The sequence below is a fragment of the Paenibacillus sp. 2KB_22 genome (genome assembly GCF_052115745.1).
Taxonomy (GTDB): Bacteria; Bacillota; Bacilli; order Paenibacillales; family Paenibacillaceae; genus Paenibacillus.
Genome location: NZ_JBFRHG010000009.1, coordinates 48,215 through 66,894 on the forward strand (window position 1 = coordinate 48,215; position 18,680 = coordinate 66,894).

Annotated in this window: 12 protein-coding genes; 3 read left to right on the forward strand and 9 right to left on the reverse strand. The window is 46.0% G+C overall.

Going from position 1 to position 18,680, the window contains the following annotated elements; translation table 11 throughout:
• Positions 1–108: 108 nt before the first annotated feature.
• The 8 genes from AB4111_RS28525 to AB4111_RS28560 all read right to left on the reverse strand — a co-directional run bounded on the left by AB4111_RS28525 (position 109) and on the right by AB4111_RS28560 (position 11,597).
• Positions 109–1,782: an extracellular solute-binding protein gene (locus AB4111_RS28525; protein WP_442034540.1), complete on the reverse strand. Its 1,674-nt coding sequence runs from the start codon at positions 1,780–1,782 to the stop codon at positions 109–111.
• Between the two features lie 158 nt (positions 1,783–1,940).
• Positions 1,941–3,533 carry a response regulator transcription factor gene (locus tag AB4111_RS28530; protein ID WP_442034542.1) on the reverse strand — a complete coding sequence of 531 codons (1,593 nt, stop codon included), beginning with the start codon at positions 3,531–3,533 and terminating at the stop codon, positions 1,941–1,943.
• A gap of 11 nt (positions 3,534–3,544) precedes the next feature.
• On the reverse strand, positions 3,545–5,347 hold the full coding sequence (locus tag AB4111_RS28535) for a cache domain-containing sensor histidine kinase (protein ID WP_442034544.1): 1,803 nt from the start codon (positions 5,345–5,347) through the stop codon (positions 3,545–3,547).
• 199 nt (positions 5,348–5,546) lie between these two features.
• Positions 5,547–6,395, reverse strand: coding sequence for a GNAT family N-acetyltransferase (locus AB4111_RS28540; RefSeq protein ID WP_442034546.1), 849 nt, complete (start codon positions 6,393–6,395; stop codon positions 5,547–5,549).
• Positions 6,396–6,643: 248 nt separating this feature from the next.
• Positions 6,644–7,723 carry an RNA-guided endonuclease InsQ/TnpB family protein gene (locus AB4111_RS28545; RefSeq protein ID WP_442034715.1) on the reverse strand — a complete coding sequence of 360 codons (1,080 nt, stop codon included), beginning with the start codon at positions 7,721–7,723 and terminating at the stop codon, positions 6,644–6,646.
• A 5-nt stretch (positions 7,724–7,728) separates the two neighbouring features.
• A complete protein-coding gene (gene tnpA, locus AB4111_RS28550; protein WP_047840510.1) occupies positions 7,729–8,127 on the reverse strand; it encodes an IS200/IS605 family transposase in 399 nt (132 codons plus the stop codon).
• A gap of 256 nt (positions 8,128–8,383) precedes the next feature.
• On the reverse strand, positions 8,384–10,564 hold the full coding sequence (gene gnpA / locus AB4111_RS28555) for a 1,3-beta-galactosyl-N-acetylhexosamine phosphorylase (protein ID WP_442034549.1): 2,181 nt from the start codon (positions 10,562–10,564) through the stop codon (positions 8,384–8,386).
• A gap of 13 nt (positions 10,565–10,577) precedes the next feature.
• Positions 10,578–11,597: a glycoside hydrolase family 88/105 protein gene (locus AB4111_RS28560; protein WP_442034551.1), complete on the reverse strand. Its 1,020-nt coding sequence runs from the start codon at positions 11,595–11,597 to the stop codon at positions 10,578–10,580.
• A 171-nt stretch (positions 11,598–11,768) separates the two neighbouring features.
• Between AB4111_RS28560 and AB4111_RS28565 the strand changes: the two genes are divergently transcribed.
• The 3 genes from AB4111_RS28565 (at position 11,769) to AB4111_RS28575 (ending at position 17,194) form a co-directional block, all read left to right on the forward strand.
• Positions 11,769–12,716, forward strand: a complete 948-nt coding sequence (locus AB4111_RS28565; protein WP_442034553.1) for a helix-turn-helix domain-containing protein — start codon at positions 11,769–11,771, stop codon at positions 12,714–12,716.
• Between the two features lie 231 nt (positions 12,717–12,947).
• Positions 12,948–16,079: an ATP-binding protein gene (locus AB4111_RS28570; RefSeq protein WP_442034555.1), complete on the forward strand. Its 3,132-nt coding sequence runs from the start codon at positions 12,948–12,950 to the stop codon at positions 16,077–16,079.
• Positions 16,076–17,194, forward strand: a complete 1,119-nt coding sequence (locus tag AB4111_RS28575; RefSeq protein WP_442034557.1) for a response regulator — start codon at positions 16,076–16,078, stop codon at positions 17,192–17,194. Before AB4111_RS28570 ends, AB4111_RS28575 begins: the two co-directional genes overlap by 4 nt.
• Before the next feature lie 115 nt (positions 17,195–17,309).
• On the opposite strand, the gene AB4111_RS28580 is transcribed toward AB4111_RS28575, so the two are convergent.
• Positions 17,310–18,491 carry a DUF4317 domain-containing protein gene (locus AB4111_RS28580; RefSeq protein WP_442034559.1) on the reverse strand — a complete coding sequence of 394 codons (1,182 nt, stop codon included), beginning with the start codon at positions 18,489–18,491 and terminating at the stop codon, positions 17,310–17,312.
• Positions 18,492–18,680: the final 189 nt, after the last annotated feature.

Consider the following 18,680-nt stretch of genomic DNA (forward strand, 5'->3'; position numbering starts at 1 on the left):
TCTATATCACCCAGTCTGGATGAATCGATTCCTTTCCTATCCAATCTCCCAATCTAGCGTGTAAGAAAGGCTACGGGATTCCCCATAGCCTTTCGGTGTGACAGGCCTTTATCCCCACAATTCCATGCGTCTGCGGACTTCTTCCGTCAACGCATCTTCATACGCTTTAATATCTGCACTTTCCTTAAGTGTGGCTTGATATTCTTCCCAAGCCTTATCAAATTCGGCTGGTGAAGTCATAATTACTTTTGGCAGCCATTTGCGTTTCACATCGTCCATCTTCTGTCTGGCAATCGTTTCTGGCTTATTCGGTTCGAAATTATAGGTGTAGATCGGGAACCACGGTTCATTTTCCTCCGCAGGCTCCAGGAAATCAGTAAATTTCGTATATCCGTACGCCTTCAGCACTTTTTTGTCGATGTCATTCAATGTGGCAAGGTACTCCTCCGGCTGCTCCTTAGGGTCAAGAGCATTCTTCCCGTCAGCGGTCATGCCTTCATGATGCGGGAAGTAGACCAATGGGCTTCCCGTATTCGCCAGCACCCAGTCCGGATCTTTGGAATTCGCACGTTGCTCTTCATTCCGGGAGAACACGCCTTTGTCATCCACTTGGTAATCCACGCCTTCCTGTCCCCAGGTTCTCAATACCTCCATCTCAGGGTCCAGCAAATCATTAATATATTGAAGCGCTCCCTCGATATCCTCGCAGCTCTTTGTAATAGCCAAGCCGCCATTCACGTTAAGAATCGGATTGTTCTGATAACGTCCTTTAACATCCTCGGAGAGTGTAATAGACAACGGTACATAGGTCTTGTCATACAATTTTTGCTTCACGAGTGATGCCTCGGCGTCAAGGAACTGCCATCCTTGATCCACCATACCCAGCACACGTCCGGTTGAAATTTTGGATATATATTGATCATAGTTTGCTGTAAAGGTTTCGTTATCGACCAGGCCTTGATGATATACCTCATTGATCTTCTTGAAATAGGCCTTCGCTTCCGGAATAGTATTATAGTTTTTGGCCGTCAGCGTTTCTTTATCAACGATGGCTGCGCCTTCGTTAGGATAACCAGCCATGAAGAGCGGAGGGTTCTCCAGTGCGAAATAACGCCAGTCATAAGAGATAATTTCGAATCCAATCGTTGGCTGACCATCAACGGTCGGGTGAGCTGCTTTATACCGTTCAATTAAGTCAAAGTATTGGTCAAGTGTTTTGATTGTCGGATAGTTATCCCACTCCAGTACGGCCTTCTGAATCCAGAACGCTTCTCCATCATGGGATACTTTCATCGATTTTTCTTGTATATTGCCGAATTGAGGAATGAAGTAGATATGACCATCCGTCGTATTTTTCATTTTCTTCCAGTCTTCGCCCAGGTAATTTTTAATGTTCGGATATTTATCGATGTAATCCTCAAGTGGTACTAACGCCCCTGCTGCTACCAGTTGCTGAGTACCATCACTCCCATCGATAAAATCGGGATATTCGCCGCCTGCAATGAGCACACCAATTCGCTCTTTGGCTGTTTGGCCCGTGAGCCAGTCCATCGTAACTCTAACGCCTGTTTTCTCCTCAATAGCTTTTAGCACCCGATTATCGTCAGGCGCAATTTTTCCCGGTACGGCAAAAAATGCTGAAAATTGTTTCAATTCCCTTCCATCTGCTGTCGTTTCCCCTTTCGAGGACGACCCCGGTGTACATCCAGTGAGTGCAACGACCAGTATTAAAGCGAGCAGAGCACAATACCTGATTCTTTTTCTAACATCCTTTTTCATCATGACCCCTCCATCGATTATATTGACAGAAGCTTTTTAGAAAGCGCTTTCCAAAGGCTGACTTAAAATTATCATGCTTCCATGCCCCTCTCAACGGGATAAACTATAGATGGAATCCCACTAATTCCAGCATCTGCGAAAAAAAATATCCCGCCGCTCCATCAAGGAGTGCAGGATGTTGAATCAAGAGAGTACGCAGTATGGGCACTTTTACGATATTGTGCAGGAGTCTCCCCCATGAGTTTCTCGAACCGGCTAATAAAGTAATCGGAATCCCGATATCCCACCATTGTTGCAATCTCGTATACTCTTTGATCTGTTCTGCGCAACAGCCGAGCGGCTTCCTCAATTCGCAATTGATTCAAATAATCACTGAAGCTGATCGAGTAATGCTTTTTGAAAATCTGTCCCAGGTATGCGCTGTTCATGTAGAACTGCTCTCCTAGCAATTTCAGGCTGATATTCTCTTTGTAATGCTCGTGAATGAAGGCCTCAATTTTGGCTAATATGCCCATCGCCTTCGACTTTTGCTGCTCCTTCAGCTTCTCTGCGCACATGAGCGAGAACTCGTATAAGTGTTCAATGTTTTCCTCCATCGATAACATCGCGTAGTTCACCTTCAGAAAAGTCGATTCCATCAGCCCGGAATCTGGAGTGACCGTATCGTTATTCACGAGATCCAGCAAATTGTATGCCAAATAGTGCAGGTGGATTCGGACAATACCAGGCTCGATTCGCTCATCCAGAAAAAATTGAAATATTGCCTTTGCATGGCTGTAAAGCTCATACGTCTGCTGTTCCTCAATGGACTTGATCAACCCATCGAACAATTGTTTTTCGAACTGTCCCGGACGATTACTAAATAGGGTCGTATCCATAAGCTCGAAGTAATAAATAGGCCCGCATGTGGTGAAGAAACGTAAGCTTTTCATTATGCCGCAGGATTGATAAGACTCATTCAGCGCCTCAAACCCATGTACTTCCTTCCCGACATAACAAGTAACCGCCGCCCCGTGACCGTGGCTCAGATCGGCATGTAATCGGTTCAAATATTGCTCCAAAGCCACTGCCTTACGTTTCACCATCATATCTGTAACCATGAGCAGAACCGCATTTTTATCACCTGTGAATGGCTTCAAAATTTGCCCCGGCAAAGGCTCGCCCAGCCATGCCTCAACCCGATCGCACCAATCCGTTCCGTGTGTTGCACCGCCTTCCGCCTCAATCAGGATGCAACGCAGTGTGATGGCCTCTTGATAGTGGGGCTGCAGACTCGTAACCGCCTCCTCCTCGGCCACCCCAAGCAAGATCGACTGCATATGCTGGCCCATAATAATTCGATCCTTTTTTTGCTGAGATCGCTTCTCTTCTGTCCGCGCATGAAATGCGTCCCTGAACTCCTCAAGCACCTGTACCAGCTCTGTCTTCACGATAGGCTTGAGAATGTAGTCATTCACCTGATATTTAATTGCCTGCTTGGCATATCCGAACTCATAGAATCCACTAAGAAGAATTAGCTTGATATCACCGTTATATTGCTCATATAAGGTTTGGGCAAGCTGCATGCCGTCCATTTCCGGCATCTTGATGTCGGAAATGACCAGATCGGGCTGCACAGCGCGTATGCACTCCAAGGCTTGCATGCCATTGGAAGCCTGACCGCAAATCTGGAAACCGTAAGACTCCCAATCAATTAACAATAGAAGTCCTTGGCGAATAAATGGTTCATCGTCCACAATCAGCACGTTGATCATATCCTCGCTCCTTATTCTTGAGATGCCTTCATAAGAGGAATTTGAATGCCAATCGTTGTCCCCTCCCCCTTTTCACTGAATATGTGCACCTGAACAAAATCATCAAAATACATCCGCAGCCGAATATATGCATTCATCATACCAATGCTGCTAAGCTCGCTCATCCGATCCATACTCGGATCTTGCATCATTTTGCGGAGCGAGGCCAGCTTGTCCTGATCCATACCGACTCCAGTGTCTCGAATGGAAATGTACAGTTCATTACTTCGAATTTCGAATAATACCTCCACGACCCCGTCATTCGACGTCCCTTCAATCCCATGGATACAAGCATTCTCCACAAAGGTGAGAACGGTTAGCTTGGGTATCATCATCGCAGCAATGGATTCGTCTGTGATCCTGATTGCGAATTGCAGCTTTTCACCAAAGCGATACTGCTGGATGCTCAGATAACTCTCCACGAAATTGATTTCCTCCGCAATTGTAATCAGATCGTCGCCCCAATTGATCGTCTGACGCAGCAGCAGTGCCAGTTTATGAATGACATCGGAGGTTTCAAGTTCGTCCTTGATCAAACTCCTCATACGGATCGTTTCAAGCGTGTTGAACATGAAATGGGGATTCACCTGACTCTGAAGGGCTTTCAGCTCCGCCTGCTTCTTGGAGAGCTCAAGGGCTTGCCGCTCCACCTGACTCTTAAACACAATCTCAATCAGATTCTTGATCTTGATGACCATCATGTTATAACTATGGGTCAGACTGCCGATCTCGTCCTTGCCCACAGGTCCCGATATCACCTCAAATTTCTCATGTTTCACTTGATCCAAGTGCTTCGCTATTCGATCAACTCTGATGACCAGCGATCTGGATATCAACCAGATCAGCAGTGTGGGCACCAACAGATTAAGAATGATCAGCAACGTCAAATTAAGCTTGGAATTAATAATCTCCGACAGAACGTCCAATTTCTCCGTGCTGACGACAATCTGCCAATCCTCGGATACGACGGGAATCGATTGCATGGATTGAACAGGGTCAATTGAACTGTTCGCAATCAGATTAAATGGCTTGCGAGTCTGATTCATCTTTGAATCGTTCGAGAAAATGACCCTACCATCCGACACGACATACACCTTCCCGTTCGCTCCCTCATTTTTAAGCGATTTGTTGATGAAAGCGTAGTCCAGATCAACCTTTAACACCTTTTCAACCTGCTGCTCCCCAAAGTAATCCAGCTTACGAATAATGCTGACTTTGCGTCCTCCCTGACTTTGCGACATCTCTGCCTGCTGCTTGTCAAAATACGAATAGATCATGATATGCTCGCTCGTGTTCATCAGCGCTTGATACCAATCACTTTTCTTCACCTCATCATCCAGCTTAATGAAGTTTCCTCCATTGACGAAAGTGTCATTGCCAACATAAAACGTAATTTGGTTCACCTGCTGGTAGCTGTAGTAGTACCTGACCAGATTGTTGTTGCTAAGCATATCATAGTAAGCAGAGTAATAGTCTTCCTGATCGCGATACTTGGACTCCATGAACCGGTTCAGCGTTCCATCGGTATAGAGAAAATTGGAGACATACAAGCTATTGTCTATACTGTTTCGCAGGTTGAACTTGATCCTTTGCTGCATTTCATTGAATCGGCTATGCTCCTTCTCCTCAATGTTACCTTTGATGCTTAGGTAAAACACGGTGTTTGTGACCAGGACCGGGACCAGCACACAAAAAATGAACAATATGTACAACTTGGTTTTGAGACTCCAATCATCCAGAAACTGAATACGCTTACAGTATGTCTTTCGGCTCATGTTATGTCTTTGTCTCCTCTAACCATGTCATATATCAACATTATTATAACGAGTACAGGATGGGTTGGATACTGCAATCCAGGATTTCCGGGAAGCCTTTAATCAACCTCCCGTTCAACTGGCCCAACAAGACAGACACTAACACCCCACATATTTTCGTATGAACCCGATCTGATCTTAAGTCGAAACGACGATCACGTTATAATTTCAAGAGCATTTCGTACTGGCCCACATGATATGCAAAACCTGATTTGACCACGAGGAAATCTTGCATCGGTTTCAGATGAGACTCCACATTGAGGACACTGATTATTGGCGATTCTGTGCGCTTGACCATCTCTGTCAGGATGCTGCTTGCAATACCTTTGCCCCGATAATTTTGGTTCACTGAAAGCTGTGGAATATCACCTGTTTTTTGATCTATAATGCCATAGCCAACAATTTTGTGATCCTGACGTGCAACGACATAGATAAAAGCCTCCGGTACAACGTAGATGGAATCCATTGAATTTTGCCAGGAGGGCTCCACATCCCAAAATTCCTTGAACTGCTCCAAATCGATTCTCTCCACACATTCCACCGTGCAGGTCGTTTGCGGTATGAATTGATCTTTTTCCAGCTGGAAACATGAAAATTCCCTTTGAATTTTGAAGTTTTGTTTACTGTACAGCTGAACTGCAGATTCGTTGGATTGGATGACCTCCAGCAAATATTGCTCTACATTTTTTTCTTTTAACAGCTTTTGAATATTCAAGAGCAGATTGCTTGTAATGCCCTGCCGTCTGCAATCTTGTACTACGCCTGTCCCAAGGTCATATGCAGTTGCCTTTCCATTCCAGCTTCGAAGTCCATTGATAACAAATCCGACCATTCTCTCATCTTTAAAGGCTCCCATAGAGATTTCCGGGTGATACCCCCTTCGTTCGAGCATCTGTTGAAACTTCCAAAAAGGCAAATCCATTTTAACCTGATAGTCGGAGAACGCATCCACAAACGCTTGGTGAAGTGTCTCCATCCTTATTTTGTCCAACATTTTATAACTGTACATTAGGGCATTCTCTCCTTTCAAAAGATGAAAACAATAATATATTAAGGCTCATGATCCCTATCCTTATTTAAATATTCTACTAAATAGTGTTAACACTATACATTGACACTCCCACCCCTAAAGGGGCAAGATCACTAAAGTGATTGGGATTCTTAGCTAAGCTTAACGTCCTCATTTCATTTCTGCTTTGGACAGATGCTAAGATTAGGGTATGCCATTACCCCTCCTAAGACAGTGCATATAGCATCTTAGGCTGATTGACTGTTACCGCCAATCACAGTTGCGTAGCGAATATTCATCGCCCCAACGATATCACGATGTCTCTTGAATCCACATGGGCACGTATATCTTCTATCTTGCGCCTTGTTCTTTTTTGAACATTCTGGACAGGTTTGACTTGAATATGCAGGGTTCACATATTCCACTTTGATCCCTGCCATGTTTGCTTTGTATTCAATGAATTGTGCCAAACGGTAGAATGACCATGTGTGTAGATTCTTTTCGTTTTTACGACTTGTTCTTGTCGTCTGCCTAATATTCGTTAGTTGCTCTAAGCGAATGACAGAAGTCTTATTTTCGACTGCGAAATTAACGATTTCACGACTGACTTTGTGGTCTTTGTCTTTCATCCATCGTTGTTCTTTATCATCTAACTTGCGAATAGCGTTCACTTTCTTTTGTTTTCCTAGTTTTTGACGAACACTACGAAACTTCCGTTTCTTGTATTTGTTTTCTCGCCCATTCCCAAAGAATCGAGCGTGATCATTATCTGTGATGGCTACGGCAGGGACTTTCAACCCTAAATCAACGCCCAAAATCCGCATACCCGTTTTTTCAGTTATTGGCATGGTGACAGCAATTTGGGCTATCCACTTACCTGAGCTTTTCGTGACACGGAGCGTACCAAGTTTATGCTTCAAAAGGTCAACGTTTCGATGGTCCTTGTCGATGAACAATGCACGAATTTTTAAACGCTTAGATTTTCCCTCTACCATGAATGGAATGGAAATGTGCGTGAAGTCAAGAGAATAGTTTTGGTTATTCCATACGCAAATCGGTTTCTTTAGGGTCGGTATGATTGCGTATTTACTTTTCTTAACTTTGGTAGAGAAGACACTATTCGCATCTTTAATCGCTTGATTTTTTACTGCACTTGGTAGATTAGCAGGAATGTCTTTTGTTGTCTTCTTCAACCTTTTCTTTTCTTCTACCATCTCGGCCACGAGTGTATTAACAACTCGGATATATTCATGACTACTTTGTTGCAATAGTTGGATCTGCTCTTTAGTCGGCAGCAGCTTTACCTTAACTGTTAGGGTCTGAGACAGTTACTTCACCCCCTTGTCTTTTGTTGTTCAACATAACGCTTGATGGTCTCACTTGATACATTTCCAGCGGTAGAAACAAAATAGGAACGTGTCCACAAACTGGGCAAATGCAGAAGGTGTGGAAACTCTTCTCGTAGTTTTTTTGATGTGACTCCTTTTATTTTTGCCATGATATCAGCAGGGCTTAATGTTGGAAGTGCATTGAGAAACATATGTGTATGGTCTTTGTCGCACTCCATGGCAACAATCACAATTTTAAGCTCTGCACATACCTCATGCACCAGTTCCTTGAAGCGCTGTTCTACCTCTAATTTGAGAAATATCTTTCTTCTGTATCGTGGGCAGAACACAAAATGATAGTTCAACAAAGATACGGTTGTGTTTGTTCTTCTATATTCATTCATATCTATATTGTATCAGTTTAATAGATGAATTGAAACAAACTAAAAAAATTAAGAAGGCAGACATTTCGGATACTTGAAGCATCACAATAGTGATACTCCGTATCCGACCTCACTTTCATCCCACATCTAAAGAATTTGGCTTTCTCGTTCGGGGATTCTGTAAGATCCGCAATATATACGTTAATGAAATTGATTCAACTCATAAATAAAATAGACCGCTCCCTGGTTAAGGAATACGGTCTATCGAGTCATCATTCTATGGGGATACCGATTTTGTTAAACCAATTTTGGTGATCACCGTATCATACGGCTCCAATTCCACGGTCTGTTTTCCATGCTCTGTATGGATCGTCGTGGACTGAACCTGATCGCTATTATTGATCACAACCAATATGTTGCTCTCAGGGTAGTAGGCGCACTCGGTGTACAAGTTATCCGTGATGTACTTTGTTTCATGGAATTCATTGCCCGCAAATCGAATCAAATTCAGAAGTAGTCTTGTATTTGCCCAGCTGAATTCGAAGGAAGGCAGGTAGATCCCTTTTCCTTTTCCAAAAGCATGTGTGGACAGTGTGATCTGACCATCCGTTTCACTCACTACAGCTGCTGATCCATCAGTAAGATAAATGTTATTTTTCGGAAGTATGCTAGCCCCCTCAGGCACCAAACCATACTCATCACTAACCTCATACGACCATTTTCCATGGACAACTCTGGCGCCTGTATCCTCATCCACCCCAAGCACGTGGGCCATTCTAAAATAGCTGTCGTACCCATCCATTGCCGAAGGCTGGTTAATGCCAATAAAGGTACCACCCTCATACACCCATTGGGTCAATAAGTCCACAGACTTGTGGTCACTCCAATGCGCTCCACCGCTCCATGCTGAACCTGCAGAGCCGGCATTGATGACGACATCTACATCCTTCAACGCGCCCTGACAAATATCATCAAAATCAATAAACTGCACGTCAACAGGCAACCCGGCTAAGGCCTCATTCACATGAATCAGATCATGCATATGTGTTTCATGAAAATGACCGGACAAGGTCCACGATCTTAACTTGCCCCAGCTATGCAGCACGGCTACCTTTGTCTTGATCTGATAAGGCTTTCCAGCCTGATGCAGCTCTTTCATTTCCCTGAATTCATGGGCAATCTTCTCGATATAATCCACAAAGTCCGGGTAAGGCTCAACCAGATGCAAATATCCACCCAATCCAATCCGGTCAATCGACTCACGCAGCAGCGCACGCCGGATATTAATCCAGTATTTCTTCGCATCCAGGGTAGGGTCTCCTCCCTCCTTAAAGGTAGGAAGCCCGCCTAAGCCAACCGGGAACAAGTAGGGATGCAATCGAATCTCATGGGTATCAGCCTTAACGCCTGAGCACATTCTAGCCTCATAACCGGAGAACACACATTTGATCATGCCGTCGAATCCAAACTCCTGAAAACGATCATTGTACGGCTCCATGCCCACCCAGCTGTCATCATAGAAGACATACGCCAGCTTGTTATGTTTGTGCACCATATCAATTAATTTCTTACCGAATTCAATGACAAAATCATTGATAAAGGCCATCCAGTCCAGTTTTCGCTGATCTGCAGGCATATGAGTGACCTGATATTTACCGCCATTCACAAAGTCCTCGGCTGAGAGTGAGTACCCATGTTTCTGAGCAAACAGATCCAGCGCTCTCGAACTTACCGTGAAATCATATGAACCCCAATCCGAGAACAGATGGCGATTCCGCTCATCACTGCCCCAGATCCAGGCGAAATTATAAAATAGCGATGTAAAACGTACAACCGTTGTTTCCGGATGGTTTTGGCACCAATTTTCCATCCAATCCAGCAGATAGGTTTGCGTTTCCGTATAGATTGGGTCAATCTGCATCAGATGCTCTTTGTCCCAGTTATTGGTCGTATGATTATACATGGAGATCTCTTCCCAGATCCGGTAGACCATGAAACTCACCGTGTATTTATGCCAGGGAGCAACGCCAGTAATCACTACATTGCCAGATTCCCTCTCATAATTCCACTGTCCTCTAGGAACTTCTTCTCCCGTCGTTCGATCATATACCTGCCAATACTTAAACGCTTCTTTGGAATCATTCACTCTGAATTGCTCAGCGAAGAAGTCCTCCATCAGATAGATGGATACATAATCTTGTACAGCGACCTTCGGATTCGTAATGAGAAAACATTGCTGCAGCTTATCCAGATTACGGGATGCCCACTCATTATGATCCCGAATAATGCAAATGGTTGAATAGATGCCATATCCGGCATTAATAATCTCATCAGACAATTTCGTACCGTCACTGTCACGGATCACATCGGCACCCCAGCGATCAGCAAGTTCCAGCGTCAGTGCCTCATAACCGGATTCTCCCGGCAATGTAAAAGAGCCTTTGGTTGGTTTGGACAATTGGGTTCCCTCCCTATCTCAACATATCGGACAGAAAAGCGAGTGCCAGGCCCTGACCCCAGCCCTGAATCCAGTCTTTAGGAATATTGCGATAGCCATCCCGATCCTTCATCACCGCCGTACCGCCAGATACACCAAGCACGCGTCCATCTTCGCTAATGTTGTTCAGGATGCCCTCCAGTGCGTTTTGCACGTATTTCGTATGCAGTGGATTGCCGTTATTGATCATGGCTGCTGCAATACCCGCGGAAGCCGATACCTCTTCATACGAATCTTCGTCATCCAAAACCGTACGCCACAAGCCATTCTCGGTCTGCACCAGCTTGAGAGCGGCCAATTGATCGCGAAGAGCACATTCTACATCCATGCACTGCGGATACAGATACCAGTCTTTCAGTTGCGGTTTCACCTGAGACATCGTATAGGCGCCCCAAGCGTTCGCTCTCCCCCAGTAAAATCCGGACATATGATCCTTGTTGATATTGTTATAGCCGTGATACCACAGACTGCTGCTCGGATCTTGAAGGTATTTGATATGCCAGTAATACTGATTCAGCGCATCCTGAATCATGGCTTCATCCTTTAATTTGCTACCTACGCGGAGCAGGAAAAATGCTGCCATAAACAAGGTGTCCGCCCAAGCCTGTTCCGGAAAATCATTGGAAACGGATACTGTATGCTGAAGCACACGGTCTCCAAAGCGAAGCGCATGGTTCTGGAGATAATCGACTTTGCTGAGGACAATATCCCAATATTTCTGATCCCCAGTTTCTTCATATAAAGTGATGAGCACATGACCCATGGCACATGTATTTACCGTCCAACTTGGCAGACCCAGCTCGATATATTCGTCTGCCCATTTCACCAGCCTGTCCAGTATTTCTTGGTTGCCTGTCGTTTGATAGGCTCTGGATACACCGTAATACGCCACACCGCCGGGCCAATCCCATGTCAGATCCATATCCAGTGTTTTCTTGGTAACGCTGTCGATTACGTGCAAAATCTGTTCTCGGTCATATTTCACTTGAAGCATTGTTATTCCCCTCTCCCTGCGCACACGCCCCCAAGTGCGTCCTGAGAGGTGTCCGTCCATTTTTGTAAACGCTTTACTTATTCCATTGTACGCAGTAAAATAGTCTCAATCTAAGCATATTCACAACAAAACTACGCAATTTCAATCATTTATACATAGGAGCCCTCGACAATGCCCAAACCGAAGAAACCTGTCATTGAATATCGTCATTACAGCCTGCCCATTGATTTCCCTGTTCTGTTACTCAGTGGAGACCGCTGGAGAATATCCGATATCAAGAGTGAGCATCTTCATTTCCATAACCACATGGAGATTGGCATCTGTTATTCAGATGAGGGGATCATGGAGATTAAGGGGGAATCTGTGCATTTTCGGGCAGGCGACGTCACGTTCATTCCCCGCTACCTTCCACATACCACATACAGTTCACCGAATAAAGCCAGCCTGTGGGCTTATATCTTTTTTTCACCGGAAGAACTCTTCCGCCATTCGCTCAAAACAGCCCAAAGTCACATTGAACCGAATTTATGGGCTATTCAGGGGAGCAATTGCATTCTGAATAAGGAACAACATCCCAAAATTCACACACTCGCAACATCAGTCGTAGAAGAGATTAAGCAGCAGTCCCCCTATTATCGGGAGAGCGCGTACGGCTTGTTGATGTCTCTATATATTGAACTGCTTCGACTTCATGCAAGCAACGAGAGCTGGTCAGCGCAGAATCAGGAACGGGAACGTGACCTCCAAGGTGACTTGGTCATCTCACCCGTGCTGGAGTTTATCACCAAAAATTACATGATGCCCGTGACCATCGATTACCTCGCTGATCTATGTCATCTGAGTACAACGCATTTTCGCCGCAAGTTCCATGAAATTATGGGAACCACACCGCTTGATTTTCTGAACAGTACCCGAATTGAAGAGGCATGCAAGCGATTGAAAAGCACAGAGGCCTCCATTCTGTCCATCTCCGAGCAAGTCGGCTTCCGATCCATCTCCAGCTTTAACCGCTGCTTCGCCAAACTGATGGGAGAATCACCCAAAGCCTGGCGCAAAGCGGCTCATACGGAAGCACAGTCTGCAAAAGCGTCGATACTGGAATATACGGGATGGGTATAAATTCACGCTTAACATTTTGAAATAACCTTCCTCATAAAAAAGGTACAAAAAAGCCCGAAAGTCGTGATGACTTTTGGGCTTTTTCCATCACAATAAACAAACAATAAACAGAAAAAATTGTCGAAATATGATTGCACCCCCCAGAGATATTCGCTACAATGCCGATAGAATACAAGAGATTTGGTCCGCATCTACCAAAGGATCGAACAACCTCTAAAGGAGCAGTATTTCGTGTTATTAAAAATTTCAGGCGTTGTCCTGACGATTGTAGTCGCTGTTACCGTACTGCTCCTGTCAACAATCAGAGAACCCCAATCTGCGGCTCTTCATGCCCGTCAAGGTGTTATGGACCTATCGGACTGGAACCCGGAACAAGACGAGCGGATCAAGCTGGACGGTGAGTGGGAATTTTACTGGAACAAGCTGCTTCCTGTTGAATCTGTAACTCCGAATCAGGTTGGTCCAACAAAAGCACCCGATGCATATGCAAAGGTTCCCGGTTCATGGAATCGAATTATAATGGACGGCGAACGACTGCCAACCCACGGCTTCGCCACGTATCGACTGGTGCTCCGAAATGTACCTTTTGAGGGAACGCTGGCTATCAAAAAAATGAACATTCGTTTTTCCAGCGAAATCTATATCAATGGCAACAAGCTACTGGAAGACGGGCATGCCGTGGAGAAATCAGCCGGATATCGACCAGGAAACTCCCCCCAGATCGGCTTTTTCCCTTATCATGGCGGTGACATTGAGATTCTGATCCGGGTGGCTAATTACGATTACACGGACGCTGGCATTCCGGGGCCACTCTTTTTCGGCGAACAAGCAGCCATGCTGAAAAAACATCAAATCAGCACAGCCGTTGAATTCGGCACGCTTGCTGTACTGGCGACCATTTCAATCATATTCCTCATCAGTTACCTGGGGTCTGCGCTCTACCGAAACAGAGACGATTCCCTGTTGCTGCTCGGTCTAATCTGTCTGCTGTATGCGCTCTATAACGGCATGATCAGCGAACGTGTGTTATCCATGGTGAACACGGAAATTTCCTTTAGCACGCTCTATAAATTAAAAGATTTCTGCTCCGTTGCATGTCTGGGTCTGCTGACCGTTTACTTCTACCGATTCAAAACAGGCATCCTGTCCGGTCTGCTTACAACAGTAATCCTGATCATCTTCGGAGCTTACTTATGCATGGTCGCGCTCCTACCTATTTCCATCTATGGGCTGGCTGCACCTTACGTTGTCGTTATGTACACGGTGATGCTGCTCTGGTTGTTATATCAATGCGCATCACAGTTTCTGACGAGTGAGAAGGGTGATCGGCTGTCTACTTTTCTGTGGTACGCGGCTCTCTTAAGCATCACACTGTACTGTCTGGACATTAACCTCTTCTCCATCTCACTTAAGGAAAATATGAACATCGGGCAGGTCTCCATTGTCCTGTTCAGCATCCTGATGCTGTTTCTCGCGGTACTTCGGTTCTTCGAAGCTTATCGTACAGTCCGTGCGCTCAAAGATCAGCTGCTCTTGCTGGATAAGGTTAAAGATGACTTCCTGTCGAACACCTCGCATGAGCTCAAAACACCGCTGAATGCCATTGTGAACATCAGTGAGAGCCTGCTCAAAGGTGCCGAAGGTCCACTTACCGACGAACAGGCGCATAACCTGGCGATCGTGACGGGAAGCGGCAGACGATTAACCTACCTGGTCGATGAATTACTGGATTATTCGAAAATGAAACATGGCGACATCCCGCTCCACCGGTCTTCAACCGATCTGTACTCGTTTGTCGAATCGGTCATGCGTATGCACTCCTTCCTGCTTGGCGCGAAAAAGGTGGAACTCATGAACCACATCCCGGCGCATTTCCCGCCGATCTATGCCGACGGCAACCGATTGATTCAGATTTTGCATAATCTGATCGGTAATGCCGTCAAGTTCACGGAACATGGTACGGTTAGCATCCGTGCTGCGGTTGTTCAAGGCAAAGCGGAAATTCGCATTATGGATACCGGTCGTGGCATCGGCAAGGACAAGCTGGAGCATATCTTCCTGCCGTTCGAACAGGAAGCAGATACGGGGCCAGTCGTTGCTGGAGGCACCGGTCTTGGACTAAGCATTACACGCAAGCTGGTAGAGCTGCATGGAGGAACCATTCATGCGGAATCGGTACCTGGCATGGGGGCCACGTTCATCCTGACTTTTCCACTGGCAGATGGCAGAGGTGAGAAACGATCCAACGTCAAGCCACTTACCATAGCTCCTACAAGTCATGGTAATCAGCTACTTAGGTTCGAAGAACCAACGATTGTGGAAGGGCATCTCAACGAATGGATCATCGTTGTGGACGACGACTCGGCTAATTTACAGACCATAGTGAATCTCTTGAAGTTGGAAGGCTACAGTTATGCGGTAACCTCACGTTCCCCTTCTGTACTGGAACTGCTCGACCAGCTTCCTGCCGTGCATCTGGTCATTGCCGACATTATGATGCCGGACATGTCGGGTTACGAATTGCTGGAACGGATCAGGGAACGCTACTCTCCTTCCGAGCTTCCTGTGCTCATGCTGACGGCGAGTAATAAAGCCAATCAGTTGAAGCTGGCCTTGGAGAAAGGTGCCAATGATTTCGTATCAAAACCATTCGAATCAGAGGAATTGCTGGCACGGATCGGCGGTTTGACCCGGATGAAAACGTCTGTTCAAGCCGCGCGAGATGCAGAGATCTCCTTTTTGCGGTCACAGATGAACCCGCACTTTCTGTATAACGCTCTGAATGCCATTGCCGAATTGTGTGTGGATGCGCCGAATCGGGCAGAACAATTGATTTTGCAATTATCGAGTTACTTAAGGCGCAGTGTGCACTTCAAACATCTGGACTCCAAAACCAGCCTGATGAACGAACTGGAGATGATCGAAGCATACGTTGCCATTGAGCAGGCACGCTTTGGCTCACGGCTGGAGGTTATTATCGATGTGGATGCGGACGTGAACCGAAATATGGACATTCCGCCCCTCACGTTGCAACCCCTGATTGAAAACGCGATTCGCCACGGGCTGATGTCCAGCATTCGCGGTGGTCGCGTCATGTTGTCCATTCGTAATCTGAATGATACGGAAACACGTTTCTCTATCGAGGACAACGGAATTGGCATAACCAAGCAAAGAATGGAGGAAATTCGGCAATCCACGGACGGCAGTAATGGCGTGGGAATATGGAATATCTCCAGCCGGTTGAACCTGCTGTATGGCAGACACCTTCAGATGGAAAGTCTGGACGGCGAGGGAACGCGCATTACATTTGATCTTCCTAATCAACGTATAAGCACAGATGGGAACGGGGGTTATGAAACATGATAAAAGTCATCATCGTGGATGATGAGGATCTGTCGCTCAAGCGACTGAATCGTATTTTGACAGAAAGCGGAGAAGTTGAAGTATGTCGTGCGTTTCACGACCCGGAGGAAGCCTGTGAATACGCGGCAGAGAATAGCTTCGATGCAGCATTTCTGGACATAACGATGCCTCGTATCTCGGGTATGCACCTCATTGGTGAATTGCGTAAACATCACCCTTCGCTTCCCATCGTGCTGGTGACCGGATATGAGGAATATGCGGTGCAGGCCTTCGACAAAGAGGTGATCGATTACGTTATCAAGCCGGTCACGGCAGAGCGACTGAACCGCAGCATTCAGCGGTTGCAGGAAAAGCTTCACAAGTCCGTGACAACGCCCGAGCCAGCAGTGCCTGAACCGAAACTGAACGTTCGTCTGTTTGGTGAATTCACCGTGTTCGGTGGAGCCGGAGCAGACAGCCCCATCAAGCTTAGAACGCCCAAAACGGAAGAGTTACTCGCCTTCTTGCTGTATACCAAATCGACCACCCGCGATGCGCTGGCCGATACGTTGTGGAAGGACCTCAGTCCGCAGAAGGCCTGGACGAATATCAATTCCACACTGTACTACGTACGACGTGCTATCGGGGATAACAGTGACGTGCCGATCATTCTTAAGGACCGGAATGGTATCCGTATCGACCGGGAAGCGATCAACTGTGATCTGTACGAGTTCGAGGTTTTGTTCCGGCAGATACGGCAGGCCTCAGCACATCGCCCCGAGCTCTTCGAGCGGATGGACACGTTGTATACGGGTGAACTCCTGAAAGGAAGGCACTATGAGTGGGCTTTCGCTTGGTCCAGACAGCTGGAACTGGATTTCATTATGACGATGGAAACTGCTGCCCACTATCACGTGAAGGAAGGCGAGCCGCTACGGGCGCTGTATTATTTTGAACGTATCCTCCAGATTGATTCGATTCGGGAAGATATTCATCGTGAGATCATCCTGTTGTATCTCTCGCTTGGACGAAGAACCGAAGCGCAGCGACAGTATCTTGTTCTGGAGGAATTGCTCAAAGAGGAGCTTGGCTCCAGTCCGGCAGCGGATATCAAACAACTACTACGGCAGTCATGAAACAGCAAAAAAGCCCATCCCTTGGCGATCATGCCTTAGGATTGGGCTTTTTGCAATAGATGGACGTTTATCCGTCCTTGTCCGATGATTCTACATCATCATGGTCTAAAATCAATCACTCATTTACAAGTTTTTCTGTATTTAGGGTAAACCCTTCAATCACGACATCTTCGTCCACTTCAATCATGATGCAACGTCTGCCTTGATAGTTCACCTGCTTCACATATCTCAGGTCTTGCGGGCTAACCGAAATCGTAGCAACCTTGGTTTCAATCTTGATGGATTTGGACGTAAACTTCGGCATAACACTGGTCGCCTTCATCTCATAATTCTTGTTGTCCACGATCGTTTCGAAGGCACGTTCCACTTTCTCCGTCGTCAGATCTTCCACACCACTTGCGGTCAGTACACGTTCCAGATCTTTATAATCCAGCTTCGGAGGTTCTTCCTCATGGGACTCTTCATTTATTTCGATAACGCGGTTGATCTCCTCATATACCTGTGCAATGGTGGCTGAATCGAGCTGTTCACCGGCCACTTCCTTGACGATATCTTCGAAGATCGCCCGTTCTTCCAATGCGGTTACGGATCTCTCGCCATTCAATACATTTTCAACAAAATGTGGGTCCGGGAAATTGGATTTCCCTGTGCAATATAGAACACGATTCACATCGGAGTAGTTGTCTGTCACGCTCGGGTACAGGAATCCTTGCTCTGGCGTGCTTAATTTGATAATCGGATCGACAATAATGTTGTATTTGAATTCTCTCTCCACGTAATCAAACAAGAGCGTTTTCCGCTGCTTCTCCGTGGAGTTCACGCTACACAGAATGAACGGATGGGCGAACACCTCATTCTTCTCGCTCTCTTCCGTGGCTTCGTTTCTAGCTTTGGTCGGCAGATAATACTGTCCACGCACAAACGTAGCTACCATGTCTCGCTCATACTTGGCATCCACCAGCATTCGATCCACGAGCAACAGCATAAGATCCTGCCATTCGTCCGGATCACCTGTTACCAGAGCCTGGTGAAGCAGTACCTGAGCCGGGTCCTCCGCCGCTTCCTGGAACTTCAACTCAAACAGCTTCTGATCCAGATCACCTGTGAGCAACTTTTTGAAATTGCCCATGTACAGCTCTTGTTTCTCTCTATCCACCAGTTCGAACGGGTGACGCTCCCAGTGATAGACCTCGTTGGTTTCCTTCGTAATATAGACGTTGAGAATATCGTAAATATTCAATAAATCGTGATCGAGTTTAAATTGCTTGCGTATATGCGCGACTTCTTTTTTATTCATATTGGATTCGGCAACTCCTTAGATATGTTTCTGGCTTTATTAGTATAAAGGATCGACAGAGAATTTGTTGACTAACTTGTTGCTTGACGGTTACTAGATTTCAGTTACACACGCACGTGATATTCACAACAACACAAAAAGGGAGACACTCTTTACAAGCATGCGAGCACCTCCTGTATGTGTTACATC